Source organism: Streptomyces sp. NPDC005004, assembly GCF_053600675.1.
On sequence record NZ_JBSGAH010000006.1, the window covers coordinates 164354 to 181576 of the forward strand.

Genomic DNA, 17223 nt, shown 5'->3' on the forward strand with positions numbered 1-17223 from the left:
CCGCCCCCACCCCCCACCACCCGGGCCGACCACACCCCCAGCCTCTGAGACAATGGGCACCATGGCCCCCGCTGAAAAGCTTCGCGTGCTCTCCGGTATCCAGCCCACCGCCGGCTCGTTCCACCTCGGCAACTACCTCGGCGCCGTGCGCCAGTGGGTGGCCCTCCAGGAGACCCACGACGCCTTCTACATGGTCGTCGACCTGCACGCGATCACGGTCCCGCAGGACCCCAAGGAGCTGCGGGACAACACCCGTCTCGCCGCCGCCCAGCTCCTCGCCGCCGGTCTGGACCCCGACCGCTGCACCCTGTTCGTGCAGAGCCACGTCCCCGAGCACGCCCAGCTCGCCTGGGTCATGAACTGCCTCACCGGCTTCGGCGAGGCGAGCCGCATGACCCAGTTCAAGGACAAGGCCGCCAAGCAGGGCGCCGACCGCGCGAGCGTCGGCCTCTTCACCTACCCGATCCTCCAGGTCGCGGACATCCTGCTCTACCAGGCCAACGAGGTCCCGGTCGGCGAGGACCAGCGCCAGCACATCGAGCTGACCCGCGACCTCGCCGAGCGCTTCAACGGCCGCTTCGGCCAGACCTTCGAGATCCCGAAGCCGTACATCCTCAAGGAGACGGCGAAGATCTACGACCTCCAGGACCCGGGCGTCAAGATGAGCAAGTCGGCGTCCACGCCGAAGGGCCTGATCAACCTGCTCGACGAGCCGAAGGCGACGGCCAAGAAGGTCAAGAGCGCCGTCACCGACACCGACACGGTCATCCGCTTCGACCCCGAGAACAAGCCCGGCGTGTCGAACCTGCTCACCATCCACTCCACTCTCACCGGCACGTCCATCGCCGACCTGGAGAAGAGCTACGAGGGCAAGATGTACGGCGCCCTCAAGACCGATCTCGCCGAGATCATGGTCGAGTTCGTGACGCCGTTCCGCGAGCGCACCCAGCAGTACCTGGACGACACCGAGACGCTGGACGCGGTCCTCGCCAAGGGCGCGGAGAAGGCGCGCGTGATCGCCGCCGAGACGCTGGCGCAGGCGTACGACCGGGTGGGCTTCCTGCCCGCCAAGCACTGAGCGCGCGCGGCACCGACGCGCACTGAGCGGGGCCCCGGACGCCCGAGTCGCCCGGGGCGTACGACCGCACGCGTGTCCCAGGGGGAGAAGCGCCGTACATCACGTCCGTTGCGCCTGCCCGGGGGACGGCCGTGGCCGTACAGTCGATAGCCGGTGGCCGGGGCAGAGGTGGCCGGCCGGACAACACGTGACGACGGGAGACGACGTGGGGACCGTAACGATCGGCGTGTCGATCGCGGTCCCGGAGCCTCACGGCAGCCTGCTCCAGGAGCGGCGCGCGGGCTTCGGTGACCCCGCCGCCCATGGCATCCCCACCCATGTCACCCTGCTGCCGCCGACCGAGGTCGACGCGGCGGACCTGACGGCCGTGGACGCCCATCTCGCCGCCGTCGCCGCCGCCGGACGCCCGTTCCCGATGCGTCTGTCGGGCACCGGCACCTTCCGGCCGCTGTCGCCCGTCGTCTACGTGCGCGTGGTGCGCGGCGCCGAGGAGTGCGCGGAGTTGCAGCAGCGGGTGCGCGACGCCTCGGGACCGGTCCCGCGCGAGCTGCAGTTCCCCTACCACCCGCACGTCACCGTGGCGCACGGCATCGAAGAGGCCGCGATGGACCGGGCTTTCGAGGAACTGGCCGGGTTCGAGGCGGAGTGGTCCTGCGCCGGGTTCGCGCTCTACGAGCAGGGACCCGACGGCGTGTGGGGCAGGCTGCGCGACTACCAGTTCGGCGCCCCTGTCGTACCGCCGCAGGCGGGCCGCCCGGCCGGACGCGGCACGATCGCGAGCCGGTAACGGGCTTTTTCCGCCGGGGTTCTACAGCGGCAGCCGGCGGAAGAGCGCCCGCGGCGTGTGCCGCAGCGCCGCCATCACCGGTCGCAGCGTCCCCGGCACCCACACCGTCTCCGAGCCCCGGCGCAGCCCGAGTTCGACGGCCGCCGCGACCGCCTCGGGGGTGGTGGAGAACGGCACCGGACCGAGCCCGGCCGTCTTCGCGGTCCTGACGAACCCGGGCCGTACGACCATCACATGGACGCCCGTGCCGTACAGCGCGTCCCCGAGGCCCTGCGCGAAGGTGTCCAGACCGGCCTTGCTGGAGCCGTAGATGAAGTCCGTGCGCCGGGCCCGTTCCCCGGCCGTGGCCGAGAGCACCACCAGCGCGCCGTGGCCCTGGTCCTGGAGCGCGCGGGCGGCGACGAGCCCCGAGGAGACGGCGCCGGTGTAGTTGGTCTGGGCGATGCGGACGGCGCGCATCGGGTCGCACTCGTCGCGCGCCTGGTCGCCGGGCAGTCCGAAGGCCAGCAGGACGAGATCCACCTCCCCCTCCGCGAACACCTTGCCCAGCACCGTCTCGTGGGACTCGGGGTCCAGGGCGTCGAAGGCGACCGTGCGCACATCGGCACCGAGGCAGCGCAGGTTCTCCGCCGCCCGGTCGAGCGCGGCGGAGGGACGCCCCGCCAGCCAGACGGTGCGGGTGCGGCGGGCGATCAGACGGCGCGCGGTCGCCAGCGCGATCTCCGAGGTGCCGCCGAGGACGAGCAGGGACCGGGGAGGTCCGGAGACAGCAGACATGCCCGTGACCGTATCGCCCGCATATGGGTGATACGCCGCAAGGCACCGCCGGGCTCCCCGCAATGGGTGATTAATGAGACGCGGTACAAGTGCGGTGCCGTACCCGCGGATCTGGGTACCGGCACATGGAGTTCCCGCGACGAGGGCAGAGACGGATCATGGACTGGCTGAAAAAGCTCCCCGGCATCGGGCCGGTCGTCACCTGGCTGATGACCACGCACGCATGGCGGTCGTACGCGCGCCTGGACCGGGTCAACTGGACCTGGCTGGCGGCCGCGATGACGTTCGTCAGCTTCGTCGCGCTGTTCCCGCTGTTGACCGTGGCCGCCGCGATCACCGCCGCGACGCTCAGCCCGTCGCGGCAGAAGACCGTCCAGCGGCAGATCGCGGACCAGTTCCCGGGTCTGGCCGACAAGCTGGACCTCGGCTCGCTCGTGCACAACGCCGGTACGGTCGGCGTCATCGCCGGTGCCGCGCTGCTGTTCACCGGTATCGGCTGGGTCGGTCAGATCCGGGACTGTCTGCGCGCGGTCTGGGAGTTGCCCGACCGGGGTGTCAACCCGATCGTCGCCAAGATCAAGGACGCCGGCATCCTGGTCGGGCTCGGCGGCGCCCTGCTGCTCACCCTCGCCGCCTCCACCCTCGCCTCGGCCGCCATCGGCTGGGTGGCACACCAGGCGGGGCTCGACGAACACGGCTGGGGCACCGCGCTGCTGAGGGCGGCGGCCTTCGCCGTCGCCGTGCTCGCCGACTTCCTGGTCCTGCTCTACGCCCTCACCCTCCTGCCCGGCGTCGAACCGCCGCGCCGACGCCTGGTCGTCGCCGCCCTGCTCGGCGCGGTCGGCTTCGAACTCCTCAAGCTGCTGCTCAGCGGCTACATCCAGGGTGTCGCCGCGAAGAGCGTCTACGGCGCCTTCGGCGTCCCCGTCGCCCTGCTGCTGTGGATCAACTTCACCTGCAAGATCCTGCTCTACAGCGCCGCCTGGACGGCGACGACCAGCGAGGAGGGCAAGGAGGAGGAGAAGTCCTCCGGGGAGGTCACGGACGGCTCCGGCGGCGCAGCAGGTCGGGCAGCGGCCAGCGGCGGTTGACCAGGAAAGCCGCGCCCGCGAGCAGCACGAGCAGTCCGCCCGCGACGGCGAGCGCGGTCCCGGCACCCCGGTGACCGCCCTCGACGGCGGCACCGGCGACGGGCTCCGTTCCGGCGGCGCCGGGTGTCGTGCCCGGGGAGGCGGGGGCGGGCGCCGTCGCACCCGCCGACGCCTCGGGGGAGGCGGTCACGGCGTTCTTCGGCGGCACCAGCGTCCCCACCGGCTGGACCTTCCCGGCCGCCTGGAAGCCCCAGTCGAACAGCTTGGCCGTCTCCTTGTAGACCTCGTTGTGCTCGTGCTTCTCCGGGTTCATCACGGTGACGAGCAGCACCTTGCCGCCGCGCTCGGCGACGCCGGTGAAGGTGGCGCCCGCGTTGGTGGTGTTGCCGTTCTTCACCCCGGCGATGCCCTGGTAGACGGGCACGTCGGTGTCGCCGCTGAGCAGCCGGTTGGTGTTCTGGATCTCGTCGTACCCGGTGACCGCCTTGTGGCTGCCGCCGCCCTTGCCCGGCTGCGCGGTGCCGGTCGGGAACTTGGCCCGCACGGTCGAGCAGTACTCCCGGAAGTCCTTCTTCTGCAGCCCGGAGCGGGCGAACAGGGAGAGGTCGTACGCCGAGGAGACCTGGCCGTCGGCGTCGTAGCCGTCGGGGCTGACCACGTGGGTGTCCAGGGCCTGGAGCTGGGCGGCGTGCGCCTGCATGTCCTTGACGGTCGCGGGGACGCCGCCGTTCATGGCGGACAGCACGTGGACGGCGTCGTTGCCGGAGCGCAGGAAGACGCCGAGCCAGAGGTCGTGAACGGAGTAGGTCCGGTTCGCCTTTATCCCGACCACGCTGGAGCCCGCGCCGACATCGGCCAGGTCGGCGGGCGCCACCTTGTACGTCTCCGACCTCGGGAAGCGGGGCAGGATCGTGTCCGCGAACAGCATCTTCAGGGTGCTCGCCGGGGGCAGCCGCCAGTGCGCGTTGTGCGCGGCCAGCACCTCGCCCGACTCGGCGTCGCTGACGATCCAGGAGCGGGCGGTGAGGTCCTTGGGCAGTACGGGGACGCCGCCCGCGAGGTTGACCTGGGTGCCGGGCTGCCCGAGCCGTTCGCCGCCGACCTTCGACATCCGGGCCGGGGGAGTGGCGGTGGGGCTCCCGGAGGGCTTGGGGCTCCCGGAGGGCTCGGGGGCGGCGAGAGCGACCGGTGCCGTGAGCGTCGTCGTCACGGAAACGGTCAGCAAAGCAGCGGAAGCGATCAACAAGGATCGCTTGCCGATCTTCTGAGGTGCGGACACGGTCGAGAACGTACCCGCCACGCCGTGTGAAGTCCCGCTCCCCACTCCACCCCGGGCCAGGAACCGGCCAGAGGGCGGCGATACTGGAGGCATGAAGCTCAGCCGCCCGGTGTCCTGGTTCCTGCTCGCCTTCGGGGTGTGGTCGTGGGTCATCTGGGTCACTTTCGTCAAGAATCTCGTTGCAGACGGCAGCGGTCTCGCCTTCGACAACGGCCACCCCACGGCGTACTTCTGGGTGCACCTGCTGCTGGCGATCGTCTCCTTCATCCTTGGGACCGTCGTCGGAGTGATCGGGTTGCGCGGACTGCGCGCACTGCGGCGGACGTCATAGCGGAGGGCGCCCTCGGGCGTCGCACGGACCGCCGCTCTCCCGGCGTCCCGGTGGATCCGGCCGACTGGTAGAACATCCACAAGTCAAGGACGGGAGCGGTCTCGGTGGTCATCGTCTTCGTGCTGGTCGCCCTGGCCGTACTGGCCGCCGTGGTGGCCCTGCACCACTACGTCTGGCGCCGCCTGGTCCGCGACACGACCCGCGCCCCTGGTCCGGCCCGCCGCGCGGGTACGGCCCTCTTCGTGGCGGGCCCGCTGCTGATGGTCGCCGCGCTGGTGGCGGAGCGCTCCGGGGCGCCCTTCTGGCTCCAGCGGACCCTGGCGTGGCCCGGGTTCCTGTGGATGGCGCTGGCGCTGTACCTGCTGCTGACGACGGTGGCGGTGGAGCCGGTGCGGTGGTGGGCGGGTCGGCGGCGCGGTCCGGTCGCGAGCGCGGCGCCGGGTCAGGAGACCGGGACGTCGCCGGCCCCGGGCCCGGCCCCGGCTACGGCGTCCGCGTCGGCTTCGCAGAAGCCGCCCGCCGTGCCGGCCTCGGCGACGGACACCGTGGTGACCGAGCCCCTGGTCACCCCTCCGCCCCAGGACTTCTCCCGCCGCCTCTTCGTCTCCCGGGTGGCCGGAGGCGTCGTCGCCGGGGTGGCGGTCGGCACGGTCGGCTGGGGCACGTACGGAGTGCTCCGGGGTCCGCGCGTCAAGCGCGTCACCGTGCCGCTGGCGAAGCTGCCGAGGGCGGCGCACGGCTACCGGATCGCCGTCGTCAGCGACATCCACCTCGGCCCGGTCCTGGGCCGCGACTTCGCCCAGTGGGTCGTGGACACGGTCAACTCCACCCAGCCGGACCTGATCGCCGTGGTGGGCGACCTGGTCGACGGCAGCGTGAAGAACCTGGGCCCCGCCGCGGCTCCCCTCGCCGGTCTCAAGGCGCGCCACGGGAGCTATTTCGTCACGGGAAATCACGAGTACTTCTCCGGCGCCGCGCAGTGGGTCGCGGAGGTCCGCACGCTCGGTCTGCACCCGCTGGAGAACGCCCGCACCGAGATGCCGTACTTCGACCTCGCGGGCGTCAACGACCTCCAGGGCGAGAGCGAGGGCCAGGGCCCGGACTTCGCCAAGGCCCTCGACGGCCGCGACCCCGCCCGCGCCTGCGTCCTCCTCGCCCACCAGCCCGTCCAGATCCACGAGGCCGTCCGCCACGCCGTCGACCTCCAGCTCTCCGGCCACACCCACGGCGGCCAGCTCTGGCCCGGCAACCTGCTCGCGGCCGCCGCGAACCCCACCGTCGCGGGCCTTGAGCGCTACGGCGACACCCAGCTCTACGTCAGCCGGGGCGCGGGCGCCTGGGGACCGCCGACCCGCGTGGACGCGCCGTCGGACGTGACGGTGATCGAGCTGGCGGCGATGAGCGCGTAGGCGGGCGGTACCTTGGCGCCGTGGACTACCTGACGGAACTTCGACGTGAACTGGACGCGTTCGGCGCCGTGTTGGACGGCGAACTGTCCGCCCCGGTCGAGCACTGCGGCGACTGGACGCTGGCGGACCTCGCCGTCCACATGGGCGCGGGGAACCTGTGGGTCGTCACGGCGGTGCGGGAGCGGCACGGGCGCGGCTACGACGAGAGCGCCGCGCCCCGCGACCGGGCGGACCTCACGTCCTGGTACGCCGCGTCGGCGGACGCGCTCGTCCAGGCACTCTCGGTCGACCCCGCCACCGAGGCGTGGACCTTCGCCCTGCCCCGCACGGTCGGCTTCTGGCTCCGGCGCCGCACCCAGGAGACGCTGATGCACCGCTGGGACGCCGAGCACGCCCTCGGCTCCGCCAAGCCGCTGGACCCCGCCCTCGCCGCCGACGGCGTCGCGGAGGTCTTCGACACGATGGCGCCCCGCATGATCTCCAAGGGCGCCGCGACCGCTCCCACCCAGGCGGTGCGCCTCACCGCCACCGACTCCGGCGCCTCCTGGACCCACGGTCCCGGCGAACCCCTGGCGGAGGTCTCCGGCACGGCCGAGGACCTGCTGCTGATGCTGTGGAGCCGCACACCCCGGGACACCGACGCGCTGACCTGGACCGGGGACCGCGAAGCGGGTCTGGGCGTGCTGGCGGGACCGCTGGTTCCCTGACCGGGGCGCTCCCTGATGCCGGGCGGAGGCAGCGGCGCCCGGCGGACGGACCGACCGGACGCCGCTGCCTTCACCGTCCGTCAGACCGCTGAGGTGACCCTCCGCCCCAGATGCCGGGCGAGGAAGCGGGCGGCGCTGTCGGACTCGACCCTCGGGAAGTCGAAGTCCTCGCCCGCGTGGGCGTGCAGCGACTTCTCGGTCGAGGCGAAGGCGTCGAACAGCGCGAGGCTCGCCTCACGGGGGATGCGCCGGTCGTCCCAGTGCACGTCGAACTCGACCGGCACGGTGATCCGCTTCGCCGCCTCGAACAGCGCGTCGGGCCACGCCATCCCGAAGACCGCCGCCGTGATCCGGGGCTCGGCCGCCACCAACGGCACCCCGATCGCCATGCCGAGCCCGATACCGACGTACCCCACCGGTCCCTCGGCACCGATCTCCGGGAGGTCCAGCAGGGCGTCGAGGAGAGCCCGGTACTCGGGCACGGCGACCTCCGCCAGCCGGGCGTTGTACGGCACGACGACCGGAGCCTCCGGCTCGCCCGCCGCCTGCGCGCCGCGCAGCGCGGCGACGTCCCGCTCGTCCTGTGCGTCACGCGGCCGGTCGCCATGACCGGGCGCGTCGATGACGGCGACATGGAAGCCGCAGTCACGCACGAGGAGGTGAGCCCGGCCCACCATCGCCCGGTGCCTCTTGTGAGCGCCGCCGCCGTGTCCCATCAGGACCAGCGGCGCACGCCCGGAGCCGGAGGCCGGCGACCAGAGGACGCCGGGGATCTCACCCAGGCGGAAGTCGCGCTCGGCGACGCCGTCCGAGAACGACTCGGCGGTGAAGTGCAGAGAATGCATGAGGTGTTGCCTTTCGGGAGTGCCCTGTTGTCGAGGCGCTCCCGGCGACACCTACGTCGATCGCCGGCCGTGACGGGAAAGGGGGAGCACCCACATCGCTACTGCGTTCATGGGTCTCACCTCCTGAGCCGGTGTCACGGTCGATTCGCAAGCTACAAGCCCGGGCGTTCTCCCGTCCAACCCTTTTTGGCTGCGGTACGACTGCGATCATGAGTGAAGATGTCGGCACGCGAAGCGAGAGGGCCTGGCCATGAAGCGAGCTGTCGCGCGGCTGTGGCGGAGCATCCGGGGTCCGGTGCAATGGCGGATCCTGTGGTTCGCGAACGCCAAGTTCATGGTGGGCGTCACCGGGGTCGTACGGGACGACGCGGGGCGCGTGCTGCTGCTCAGGCACCGGATGTGGCCGCCGGACCGGGCGTGGGGACTGCCCACGGGGTTCGCCGTCAAAGGCGAGGAGTTCGCGCACACCGTCGTACGGGAGGTCAAGGAGGAGACCGGGCTCGAGGTCGAGCCCGGCCGCCTGGTGAGACTGCTCAGCGGCTACCGGCTCCGCCTGGAGGTGGCGTACGAGGCGCGGTACGTCGGCGGCACCCTGAAGATCGACGAGTTCGAGATCCTGGAGGCGCGGTGGTGCAGCCCGGACGCGTTGCCGGAGGGGTTGCAGGAGTCGCATCGGGAGCTCATCGCGGGGGACGCGTCGGTGTGAAGCGGTCGGCTGCCTGGCGCCGTTGCCCGAGCGGCCGAGGGTCACGCGGGCGGACCGTAGCCTGTTGCGGTGCTGACCTATGACGAACTGAGCGCTGCGGAACGGGAGTTGTGGGACGGCTTTCCCGAGGGGCGGTGGGTGGATCTGCGGACCGGGACGCCCGAGCACGACGACCCCGCCGGGGGAGCGGAGTGGGGGCCGGGGCGTACGGTGCGCGCCGAGGTGGTGTCCGCCCTGCTGCTGGGGGTGAATCCGGCGGGCGCCGGAAGCGTGGCCGCGCTGCGGCTCGCCGGGGCGCGGATCACGGGGCGTATTGATCTGGCCGGGGCGGAGATCGGGCAGGTGCTCTGGCTGAAGGGGTGTCTGCTGGAGCACCCGGTCAGCTTCTACGGCGCCTCGACGCGGACGATCCGGATCACCGACAGCAGGGTTCCCGGGGTCGACGCCGGACTGGGGCGGATCGAGGGGCACCTCGAACTGGACGGCACCGTGATGGACACGGGTCGGCTCTCCCTCCTGAACGCCCATGTGGCAGGGGAACTGGGACTGAACCGGGCGCGGATCACCGCACCCGGGAAGTGGGCCGTGTTCGCGGGCGGTCTCGTCATGGGCGGCGGTGTCTTCTGCACGGGTCTCACCGCGTACGGCGGGATGCGGTTGCCGGGCGCGCAGTTGCCCGGCGGACTGCACCTGCGCGGTGCGCGCCTGGAGGCACCGGGCGGCGTGGCACTGAACGCCGACGGCATGACGGCCACGGTGGTCGACCTGTCCGAGGGGTTCGGCGCGAGGGGAACCCTCCGGTTCGAGGGCGCCCTGATATCCAACCGGCTCACCCTCGACGGAGCCACCCTGGGCGGCGGCGGCACCGCGCTGTTGGGCGCGGGGATGCGCACGGGAGCCCTGCACCTCACCCTCGCCGAGCCCCCGGAGGGAACCGTGGACCTCCGGGGCGCCACCGTCACCACGCTGCACGACCGCGAGCACGGCTGGCCGCGGGAGATCCGCACGGACGGCTTCGTCTACGGCGCCCTCCGCTCCGACCCGGCGTCCCCGCGCGAGGACACGGAGTACCGCCTGGCCTGGGTCCGCCGCAACCCGGGCTACGCCCCGCAGCCCTACGAGCAGCTCGCCGCCTGCTACCGGCAGGCGGGTCACGACGACGCCGCCCGCCGGGTGCTCCTGGAGAAGCAGCGCCATCGCCGCCGCACCCTGCACCCGGCGGGGCGCGCGTGGGGACATCTGCTCGACGTCACCGTCGGGTACGGCTACCGGCCCTGGCTGGCCGGAGTGTGGCTGGCCGCGCTCTCCCTGCTCGGCACCCTGGCGTTCAGCCTCTGCACGCCCCTGCGGACCAAACCCGGAGAGGGAGATCCGTTCAACGCCTTCGTCTACACCGTCGACCTGCTCTTCCCCATCGGCGACTTCGGCCAGCGCGGCGCATGGCACTGGACCGGGGCCGCGCAATGGCTGTCGTACCTGCTGATCGCCATCGGCTGGCTCCTCACGACGGCCGTGGTCGCCGGGGTGTCCCGCATGTTGAACAGGAGCTGACGCCCCCTATCCGCGCGGCCTCGGCTTGATCAGGGCGAACGGGGCGCCCTGGGGGTCTGCTACGACCGTCATCCGCCCGGCCACCATGTCGAACGGCGGAGCGAGCACCGTGCCGCCGCGCTTGACCAGCGCGTCCACCGTGGAGTCGACGTCGTCGACCGCGAAGTAGGTGAGCCAGTGCGGCGGGGTGTCCGGCGGGTCGTTGGCGAGGAGGGTGGCGCCGCCGACCGTACGGTCGCCGACGTGCAGTTCCCAGTACGAGTCGATGCCGTCGGCCGGGACGATGTCGATGCCGAACGCGTCGCCGTAGAACGCGGCGGCGGCCTCCACGTCGGTCGTGTGCAGCTCGTTCCAGATGAGGGCGCCGGGCTCGTTGGCCACGCCCGCGCCGAAGAAGTCGCCCGGCTGCCAGACGCCGAACACCGCGCCCTGCGGGTCTGCGGCGACCAGCATCCGGCCCAGCGTGCCGACGTCCATCACGGGGACGAGCAGGGTCCCGCCCGCGGCGACGATCTGGTCCTGGGTGGCCTCGGCGTCGGTGCTGGCGAGATAGCTGGTCCAGACGGTGGGCGGCTCCGGCATCCCCTCCGGGGCCATCGCCGGACCGATGCCCGCCACGGGCTTGCCCAGCAGCTCGCAGACCGCGTAGCCGCCGAACTCGGCCGGCCCCGCCGTGCCCTGCCAGCCGAGCAGGTCGCGGTAGAAGTCCAGCGCGGCCTGCTGGTCCTGCGCCATCAGATCGACCCAGCACGGAGTGCCGGTCGGGTACGGGGTGGTGACGTCGGGCATCGCTCACTCGCTCTCTGGAGAGGTTTCCCCCAGCCACCCTGTCCCCGCGCCCCCCGCCCCGCGACCCGACACGCCGCCCCACCCCGCAAGCGCGGGCACCGCAGAATCCGTCCGGCCATTCGCGTCGTCGCCCGAAGGACGTCCGAGCGGTGTCCGCGGCGAGAGTGCGTGCCTGGCGCTGTGCCGCAGAAGGGCCGCCCTCACGCACGATGCGGGGCCGTCCGGCAGAACCTGGCTCGGCGGCGTGGCGTGGCGGCTTCGGAGTTTCCCGGCGCACGGCCACACTCTGATCGCGCCTACTCTGCGTAATCAACGGCTCCCGGTGACTGCGCGTATCGCCTGGGGCCCCGTCACGCAGTGGACGCCATCGTTCCCCACCCGTTCCCGACACGGAGGAGCCCCCTGGTGCCCAGCGACAAAAGGGCCGTCGAGTGTCCGTTTGATTTCAGTGAGGCGCTCGAGTTCGATCCCGCGCTTGCCGAACTGATGCGCCGGGACACCCCGGCCCGCGTCAGGCTTCCCTACGGCGACGCCGACGCCTGGATCGTCACCGGCTTCGACGCCGTCAAAAGGGTGACCACGGACCCCCGGCTCAGCCGGGCAGCCATCATCGCCCACGACTACCCCCGGCTGACGCCCGAGCCCATCGTCTCGCCCGAGTCGATCAACGTCATGGACCCGCCGCACAGCAGCCGTGTCCGCCAACTGGCCTCGCAGGCGTTCACCCAGCAGCGGGCCGACGAGATGCGGCCCCGGATCGTCCGCCTCGCGGACAGCCTGCTGGACGAGATGGAGGAGCACGGCCCGCCGGCCGACGTGGTGGAGATGCTGGCCGACACGCTTCCCCAGCACACCGTCATGGACCTGCTCGGCGTCCCGCGCGAGGACTGGGCGCGGATGCAGGATGCCGTGCACCGGCTGCTGGTCGTCGGCGCCGGCACCAAGGAAGCCGCCGTGGCGGCCAAGGCCGACCTCACGTCCTACTTCGGCGAACTCGTGCAACAGCGCCGGAAGTCACCGGGCGACGACCTCATCAGCCTGATGGCCGAAGCCCGGGACGGCGAGGACTGTCTCAGCGACCGGGAACTGGCGGTCACCGCCATGACCCTCGCACTCAGCGGGCAGGACACGGCGACCTGCCAGATCGGCAACATCGTCTATCTGCTCCTCACCCGCCCCGAACTGGCGGACCACCTCAGGCACCGGCCCGGGGACCTGACCGACGTACTGAACGAGATGCTCCGCTACATCCCGTTCCGCAACGGGGTCGGCATCCCCCGGCTGGCTCTCGAAGACCTGGAACTGGGCGGTGCGCAGATCCGGGCGGGAGACTTCGTCCACGTGTCGTACCTCGCGGCCAACCGCGATCCGGAGCGCTATCCGAACCCGGACGCCATCGACATCCACCGGCCCAGCCGTCCGCACATGACGTTCGGCTGGGGCGGACACCGCTGCATCGCCGTGCCCCTGGCCATGGCGGAACTCGAAGTGGCCATCGGGCGGCTCCTGGAGCGCTTCCCCGGACTGCGGCTGGCCGTGCCGGCGGAGGAAGTGCGCTGGGACACCGAGACGATCCGGCGGTTTCCCCTGGAGCTGCCCGTGGTCTGGTGAACCGGAGCTCGCTGTCAGGGGGCTCCGCTCGGTCCCGTCTTGCCCGTGAACGGGAAGAGCGGGTAGCCCTCCATGCAGTCGCCCCCGGGCGGGTGGTACGGCCAGTCCATCCCGAGGCGGTACAGCAGGGTCAGTGCGGCAGCTCCCGCGAGCAGGGCGAGCCGGCTCGTCACCCGGGCCCCCGGAAGCGGCAGGCGCCGCAGCGCGAGCTGGAGCAGAAGCAGCAGCAGCGTCAGGGAGAGCCACACCGCCGCCGTCGTCATCCACAGCCCGATGGTGTTGCTCGCGTCGTTCCCGAGCGGGCAGCTCGCCCAGGACCGCGCGGTCCACACGGTGCCCCCGTACGCGCCGATGGCGGCGAGCACGGGAGCGAGCGAGTATCCGCCGCCGTGCGGCGTGTCCCGCCCCGGCGTCACCGGGCCCCCGCCGAGCGGCGCCCCAGCACCGGCTCCGCCACGAGCCGTGCCATGCCGCACAGGGTCTGCCCATGGCGGTCGAACAGCTCGTCGCGGGAGTCGAAGTGGCCGAGGTCCGTCAGGACGTGGGCGGAGAGGTCGCAGGAGGCGGAGTCCGCCGGGCAGACGGTGGAGCCGTCCCAGTCGATCGCCGTACGGGAGACCGCGTCGAAGAGGGTCTCCGCACCGGAGTTGGTGAAGCCGCCGCCGGGGCGGGCGCTCAGCTCGTCCAGGCCGCCGAAGAGTTCGGAGACGGGAAGCCAGGACGAGTCCAGCGCGAACTCCGGCCAGGCGAGCACCACTTGGTCAGGGACGAGAGGCCTAAGTCCGGGGAAGCGCGGGTACCAGTACCGCCCGTCCACCACCAGCCCCCGCACCCGCGTCGCCACGCCCGACGCCCGCGCGAAGGACTCCAGCACCGCGAGCCGCTGACTGCACGAGCCACGGCGGCGGCGCAGCACCTCCGAGACCGGGCGTTCGTCCCGCACCGAGTACACCGGGCGGACGGCGCCCGCGATCCAGCGGTGGGCCCGGCGCAGGGTCGCCACGGGGTCGTCGGCGGGGCTTTCTCCGGCAAGGGATGCGGAGATCTCCCGCAGCGGCGCGGACACCGAAGGGTGCCGCCAGTCCAGGATCGGGGTGGGAGCCGTGCTCCCCGCCGCCGTACCCCCGCCCGCCGAGCGGACCCGACCCCGCGGTGTGAGCAGCGAACTCGTCATGGGCGTTTCCCCGGATCCGGCATCGCCTTCGTCATCCCCGGCAGGAAGTCGGTGAACAATTCGTGTACCTCCAGGACGAGCGGACGCAGCACGCGGAAGCGGGCCAGGGCCACGCCGCGGGCGGTGAGACGGGCGCCGCGGCGGGCGAGGCGGTAGCTGCGTTCGCGGTTCTCGGTGCGGTCGAAGACCCAGTAGAGGACGAGTCCCATCTGGGAGAGCCACATCAACTCGGGCAGCACGTCGCGGAGTTCGGGCGCGACCTTGGTCTTGGAGCCGGCCAGGACCTCGCGGTGGACACGCATCGCCTCCTCCCGGGCGTGGCTGCTCTCGGGGGAGAAGGGGCTGAGCGGGCTGTCCGGGTCGGCGGCGTTCTTGAAGAACTGGACGGCGAACTCGTGGTACGGCCGGGCGATGTCGAGCCACGCCGTGAGCACGCCCGCGAGCCGCGCCTCCAGGTCGGTCTCCCGGTCGAGGACCTCCCGGACCGCCACCTGGTGTTCGGCGGCGATCCGGTCGTAAAAGCCCTGGATCAGGTGCTCCTTGCCCGCGAAGTAGTAGTAGGCGTTGCCCACGGAAACCCCGGCCTCCGTGGCGATGGCCCGCATCGTCGTCTTGTCGTAGCCGCGCTCCTGGAAGAGCCGCATCGCGGTCTCCAGGATGAGCGCGCGGGTCTGCTCGGACTTGGTCTGGGGTCCGGCCGCGTCGGGGCCGTCGTTCTTCGCGGGCACGGTAGAAGAGCCTAACCAGTGGGGCGGGAGCCGTCGGAACGGGACTGGGAGGTGTGCACCCACCCCCGCTGCGGGTCGTACCACCAGCCGTCGGCCCGGCGGTAGGTCCCCTTCCCGCCCCACTGCCTGCCCCGGTACTCGGCGGCGGCCAGCACCGCGCCCCGTGCGAGGCGCATCCCGGTCGGGGTGCTCAGTTTGTGCGCCAGCGCGCGGTGCTCGCGCAGGGCCCACAGGACGACGATCCAGGCCCGGGCACCCCGGTAGACCTGCCCGGCGTCGCCGACCACGGTCACCTCGTCCAGGAGGTCGGTCGTGTCGAGTCCGGGGAACCGCCCCCGCGCCTCGGCGGACCCGGCCGCGACCAGTGCCAGCGGCACCAGCTTGGACTGTCTGGCCAGCCAGTCCCGTACGTGCCGGCACAGTGCGCACTCGGCGTCGTAGAGGACGGTGAGCCCGTGGACCGGGGCGGTGTGCCCGCCCCGGCCCTGAGCGGCGCTCACGCCCCGGCCGCCGGAGGCGCCATCGGCGGGACCCAGCTCTGCGGGTTCACCGGCGGGTTGGTCTCGCGCTCCATCAGCCCCCGCCGACGGATCTTGTTGAGCACGTACACGTTGCCCAGGTGCATCACACCGAGGACCAGGAGCACCACGCCCAGCTTGGTGGACAGGGCCTCGAAGATGCCGCGGGTGTCCTCGATCTCCCCGCTCTTGCTCAGGTAGAGCGCCACGAAGCCGAGGTTGACGAGGTAGAAGCCGACGACCAGCAGATGGTTCACGGCGTCGGCCAGTTTCTCGTCGCCCCGCAGCACGTCCGCCAGGAAGATCCGGCCGTTGCGGCTGAGCGTACGGGCCACCCAGATGGTCAGTCCGATGCTGACGGCCAGGTAGATGACGTAGGCGATGACGGTGCGGTCCATGCCCCACCCCTTCTTGAACGCGTTCAAAACGCTGACAGGGCATGACTGTAGACCTCTTTTTGAACGTGTTCAACCAAGCCGCCGGACCGCCTGGCATGATGATCCGAAATAATCGTCTTGTCGCAACGATCCCCAGGAGCAGTCGCCTTGAGCGAGCAGCCTCAGCAGCCGGGCCCCCAGCAGCCCGGTCAGCCCGGCCCCCAGCAGCCGGGCCCGCCCGGGTACGGCTACCCCAACCAGCCCCCGCCGTTCCCGCCGCCCGGCTACCCGCAGCAGGGCGGTTACCAGCAGGGCTACCAGCAGCCGCCGGGCTATCAGCAGGGCTACTACCCGCCGCCCGGCGCCGTCCCGCCCGGCACCTACACGGGTGACCCCAACGCCCCCTACGGCTACGACCCCTACGGGCGCCCGTACTCCGACAAGTCCAAGATCGTTGCGGGCGTGCTCCAGCTCTTCGTGGGCAGCCTCGGCGTCGGCCGCTTCTACCTCGGCAACGTCGGCATGGGCCTGGCGCAGCTCTTCACCTGCGGCGGCTTCGGCATCTGGGCGCTGATCGACGGCATCATGCTGCTGGTCAACGACAACCAGACCGACGCCCAGGGCCGCATCCTGCGCAGCTGACGGCCATGCCCCGCTTCACGCTTCGCCACCCGGCGGCGGCGCCCCTGGCGGTGCTCGCCGCCGGCGCCGCCGGTGCCGCGTACCTCTACGGCACCGATCCGCACCAGCACGGCCACCTCCTGCCCGGCTGCCCCTTCCGGATGGTGACGGGGCTGCTCTGCCCCGCCTGCGGCGGCACCCGCATGGTCTACGACCTGATGCACGGTCACCTCACCGAGGCGTGGCTGGACAACCGCGCCCTGCTGCTGGCCTCGCCGTACGCGCTGGCACTCCTGGGGCGCTGGGCGCTGGAGGGGCTGCGGGGGCGCCGCTGGCAGCCCCGGCTGAGCCCGCGCGCGCAGGCGGTCGTCCTGGGGCTCGCGGTGACGTGGTGCGTGGTGCGCAACATCCACCATTGATCACGGTACGGGAACGATCGTTCGGCCGTACGCCTGCGTGTTCACGTCGTCCCTAGGATCACCACGCACAGGGGGGACGACGGGGCACGCACTTCGCCGTGGGATCTCTCCTGCCCGGAATCCCTACGGCACTCCCAGGAGCAACTGCCATGAGCGTCCCCACCCCTGACGCCCCCTACGGTTTCGACCCGCAGGGGCGCCCGTACTCCGACAAGTCCAAGATCGTCGCGGGCATCCTGCAGATCTTCCTGGGCGGGCTCGGCATCGGCCGCTTCTACGTCGGCAACACCGGCGTCGGGATAGCCCAGCTCCTCACCTGCGGCGGTCTCGGCTTCTGGGCGCTCATCGACGGCATCATCTTCCTCGTGAGCAACGACCGCACGGACAGCCAGGGCCGCGTGCTGCGCGGCTGAGCGCACGGACGC

The 17223-nt window shown here is 71.9% G+C and carries 21 protein-coding genes; 12 read left to right on the forward strand and 9 right to left on the reverse strand.

Annotation, left to right across the window (positions count from 1 at the left end; genetic code table 11):
* The first annotated feature begins 61 nt into the window (after positions 1 to 61).
* Positions 62 to 1078 (forward strand): tryptophan--tRNA ligase, encoded by a 1017-nt coding sequence (trpS, locus tag ACWEEU_RS10385; RefSeq protein WP_385749422.1) that lies wholly within the window; start codon positions 62 to 64, stop codon positions 1076 to 1078.
* A gap of 205 nt (positions 1079 to 1283) precedes the next feature.
* Positions 1284 to 1865: a 2'-5' RNA ligase family protein gene (locus ACWEEU_RS10390; RefSeq protein ID WP_385749425.1), complete on the forward strand. Its 582-nt coding sequence runs from the start codon at positions 1284 to 1286 to the stop codon at positions 1863 to 1865.
* A gap of 21 nt (positions 1866 to 1886) precedes the next feature.
* On the opposite strand, the gene ACWEEU_RS10395 is transcribed toward ACWEEU_RS10390, so the two are convergent.
* On the reverse strand, positions 1887 to 2642 hold the full coding sequence (locus ACWEEU_RS10395; protein WP_385749428.1) for a decaprenylphospho-beta-D-erythro-pentofuranosid-2-ulose 2-reductase: 756 nt from the start codon (positions 2640 to 2642) through the stop codon (positions 1887 to 1889).
* A 158-nt stretch (positions 2643 to 2800) separates the two neighbouring features.
* On the opposite strand from ACWEEU_RS10395, the gene ACWEEU_RS10400 reads away from it, so the two are divergent.
* Positions 2801 to 3733, forward strand: a complete 933-nt coding sequence (locus tag ACWEEU_RS10400) for a YihY/virulence factor BrkB family protein (protein ID WP_451730713.1) — start codon at positions 2801 to 2803, stop codon at positions 3731 to 3733.
* Here the strand turns inward: ACWEEU_RS10400 and ACWEEU_RS10405 are convergent.
* Positions 3681 to 5012, reverse strand: a complete 1332-nt coding sequence (locus ACWEEU_RS10405; protein WP_451730716.1) for a D-alanyl-D-alanine carboxypeptidase family protein — start codon at positions 5010 to 5012, stop codon at positions 3681 to 3683. The genes ACWEEU_RS10400 and ACWEEU_RS10405 overlap by 53 nt on opposite strands.
* Positions 5013 to 5103: 91 nt before the next feature.
* Here ACWEEU_RS10405 and ACWEEU_RS10410 point away from each other — a divergent pair, with 91 nt between their 5' ends.
* The 3 genes from ACWEEU_RS10410 to ACWEEU_RS10420 all read left to right on the forward strand — a co-directional run bounded on the left by ACWEEU_RS10410 (position 5104) and on the right by ACWEEU_RS10420 (position 7459).
* A complete protein-coding gene (locus ACWEEU_RS10410) occupies positions 5104 to 5343 on the forward strand; it encodes an SCO4848 family membrane protein (RefSeq protein ID WP_385749436.1) in 240 nt (79 codons plus the stop codon).
* A gap of 104 nt (positions 5344 to 5447) precedes the next feature.
* Positions 5448 to 6752, forward strand: a complete 1305-nt coding sequence (locus tag ACWEEU_RS10415; RefSeq protein ID WP_451730720.1) for a metallophosphoesterase — start codon at positions 5448 to 5450, stop codon at positions 6750 to 6752.
* 20 nt (positions 6753 to 6772) lie between these two features.
* The gene (locus ACWEEU_RS10420) at positions 6773 to 7459 is read left to right on the forward strand and encodes a maleylpyruvate isomerase family mycothiol-dependent enzyme (RefSeq protein ID WP_451730723.1); all 687 of its coding nucleotides are present in this window, start codon (positions 6773 to 6775) and stop codon (positions 7457 to 7459) included.
* Positions 7460 to 7539: 80 nt separating this feature from the next.
* Here the strand turns inward: ACWEEU_RS10420 and ACWEEU_RS10425 are convergent, their stop codons facing one another.
* Positions 7540 to 8304: an alpha/beta hydrolase family protein gene (locus ACWEEU_RS10425; protein WP_451730726.1), complete on the reverse strand. Its 765-nt coding sequence runs from the start codon at positions 8302 to 8304 to the stop codon at positions 7540 to 7542.
* Between the two features lie 250 nt (positions 8305 to 8554).
* On the opposite strand from ACWEEU_RS10425, the gene ACWEEU_RS10430 reads away from it, so the two are divergent.
* A complete protein-coding gene (locus ACWEEU_RS10430; protein ID WP_451730729.1) occupies positions 8555 to 9010 on the forward strand; it encodes an NUDIX domain-containing protein in 456 nt (151 codons plus the stop codon).
* 69 nt (positions 9011 to 9079) lie between these two features.
* Complete coding sequence (locus ACWEEU_RS10435) at positions 9080 to 10561, forward strand: oxidoreductase (RefSeq protein ID WP_451730732.1); 1482 nt, start codon at positions 9080 to 9082, stop codon at positions 10559 to 10561.
* Positions 10562 to 10567: 6 nt separating this feature from the next.
* Here ACWEEU_RS10435 and ACWEEU_RS10440 read toward each other — a convergent pair whose 3' ends face one another.
* Positions 10568 to 11350 carry a VOC family protein gene (locus ACWEEU_RS10440; RefSeq protein ID WP_451730734.1) on the reverse strand — a complete coding sequence of 261 codons (783 nt, stop codon included), beginning with the start codon at positions 11348 to 11350 and terminating at the stop codon, positions 10568 to 10570.
* Between the two features lie 402 nt (positions 11351 to 11752).
* Between ACWEEU_RS10440 and ACWEEU_RS10445 the strand changes: the two genes are divergently transcribed.
* Positions 11753 to 12961, forward strand: a complete 1209-nt coding sequence (locus ACWEEU_RS10445) for a cytochrome P450 (protein ID WP_451731022.1) — start codon at positions 11753 to 11755, stop codon at positions 12959 to 12961.
* A gap of 14 nt (positions 12962 to 12975) precedes the next feature.
* On the opposite strand, the gene ACWEEU_RS10450 is transcribed toward ACWEEU_RS10445, so the two are convergent.
* The 5 genes from ACWEEU_RS10450 to ACWEEU_RS10470 are packed head-to-tail and all read right to left on the reverse strand — an operon-like array spanning position 12976 to position 15779.
* Complete coding sequence (locus ACWEEU_RS10450; protein WP_451730737.1) at positions 12976 to 13377, reverse strand: hypothetical protein; 402 nt, start codon at positions 13375 to 13377, stop codon at positions 12976 to 12978.
* Positions 13374 to 14135 (reverse strand): transglutaminase domain-containing protein, encoded by a 762-nt coding sequence (locus tag ACWEEU_RS10455; RefSeq protein WP_451730740.1) that lies wholly within the window; start codon positions 14133 to 14135, stop codon positions 13374 to 13376. The genes ACWEEU_RS10450 and ACWEEU_RS10455 overlap by 4 nt, the downstream gene beginning before the upstream one ends.
* Positions 14132 to 14863, reverse strand: coding sequence for a TetR family transcriptional regulator (locus tag ACWEEU_RS10460; RefSeq protein WP_385749456.1), 732 nt, complete (start codon positions 14861 to 14863; stop codon positions 14132 to 14134). Before ACWEEU_RS10460 ends, ACWEEU_RS10455 begins: the two co-directional genes overlap by 4 nt.
* Positions 14864 to 14874: 11 nt before the next feature.
* The gene (locus tag ACWEEU_RS10465) at positions 14875 to 15363 is read right to left on the reverse strand and encodes a thiol-disulfide oxidoreductase DCC family protein (protein ID WP_451730743.1); all 489 of its coding nucleotides are present in this window, start codon (positions 15361 to 15363) and stop codon (positions 14875 to 14877) included.
* Entirely contained in the window at positions 15360 to 15779 is a 420-nt protein-coding gene (locus ACWEEU_RS10470) for a hypothetical protein (RefSeq protein ID WP_451730746.1), read from the reverse strand. The genes ACWEEU_RS10465 and ACWEEU_RS10470 overlap by 4 nt, the downstream gene beginning before the upstream one ends.
* A 147-nt stretch (positions 15780 to 15926) precedes the next feature.
* Between ACWEEU_RS10470 and ACWEEU_RS10475 the strand changes: the two genes are divergently transcribed.
* From ACWEEU_RS10475 to ACWEEU_RS10485, 3 genes are all read left to right on the forward strand, one after another.
* Positions 15927 to 16400, forward strand: coding sequence for a TM2 domain-containing protein (locus tag ACWEEU_RS10475; RefSeq protein ID WP_385749464.1), 474 nt, complete (start codon positions 15927 to 15929; stop codon positions 16398 to 16400).
* 5 nt (positions 16401 to 16405) lie between these two features.
* The gene (locus ACWEEU_RS10480) at positions 16406 to 16798 is read left to right on the forward strand and encodes a DUF2752 domain-containing protein (RefSeq protein ID WP_451730749.1); all 393 of its coding nucleotides are present in this window, start codon (positions 16406 to 16408) and stop codon (positions 16796 to 16798) included.
* Between the two features lie 149 nt (positions 16799 to 16947).
* Positions 16948 to 17211 carry a TM2 domain-containing protein gene (locus tag ACWEEU_RS10485; protein WP_385749468.1) on the forward strand — a complete coding sequence of 88 codons (264 nt, stop codon included), beginning with the start codon at positions 16948 to 16950 and terminating at the stop codon, positions 17209 to 17211.
* Positions 17212 to 17223 lie beyond the last annotated feature (12 nt).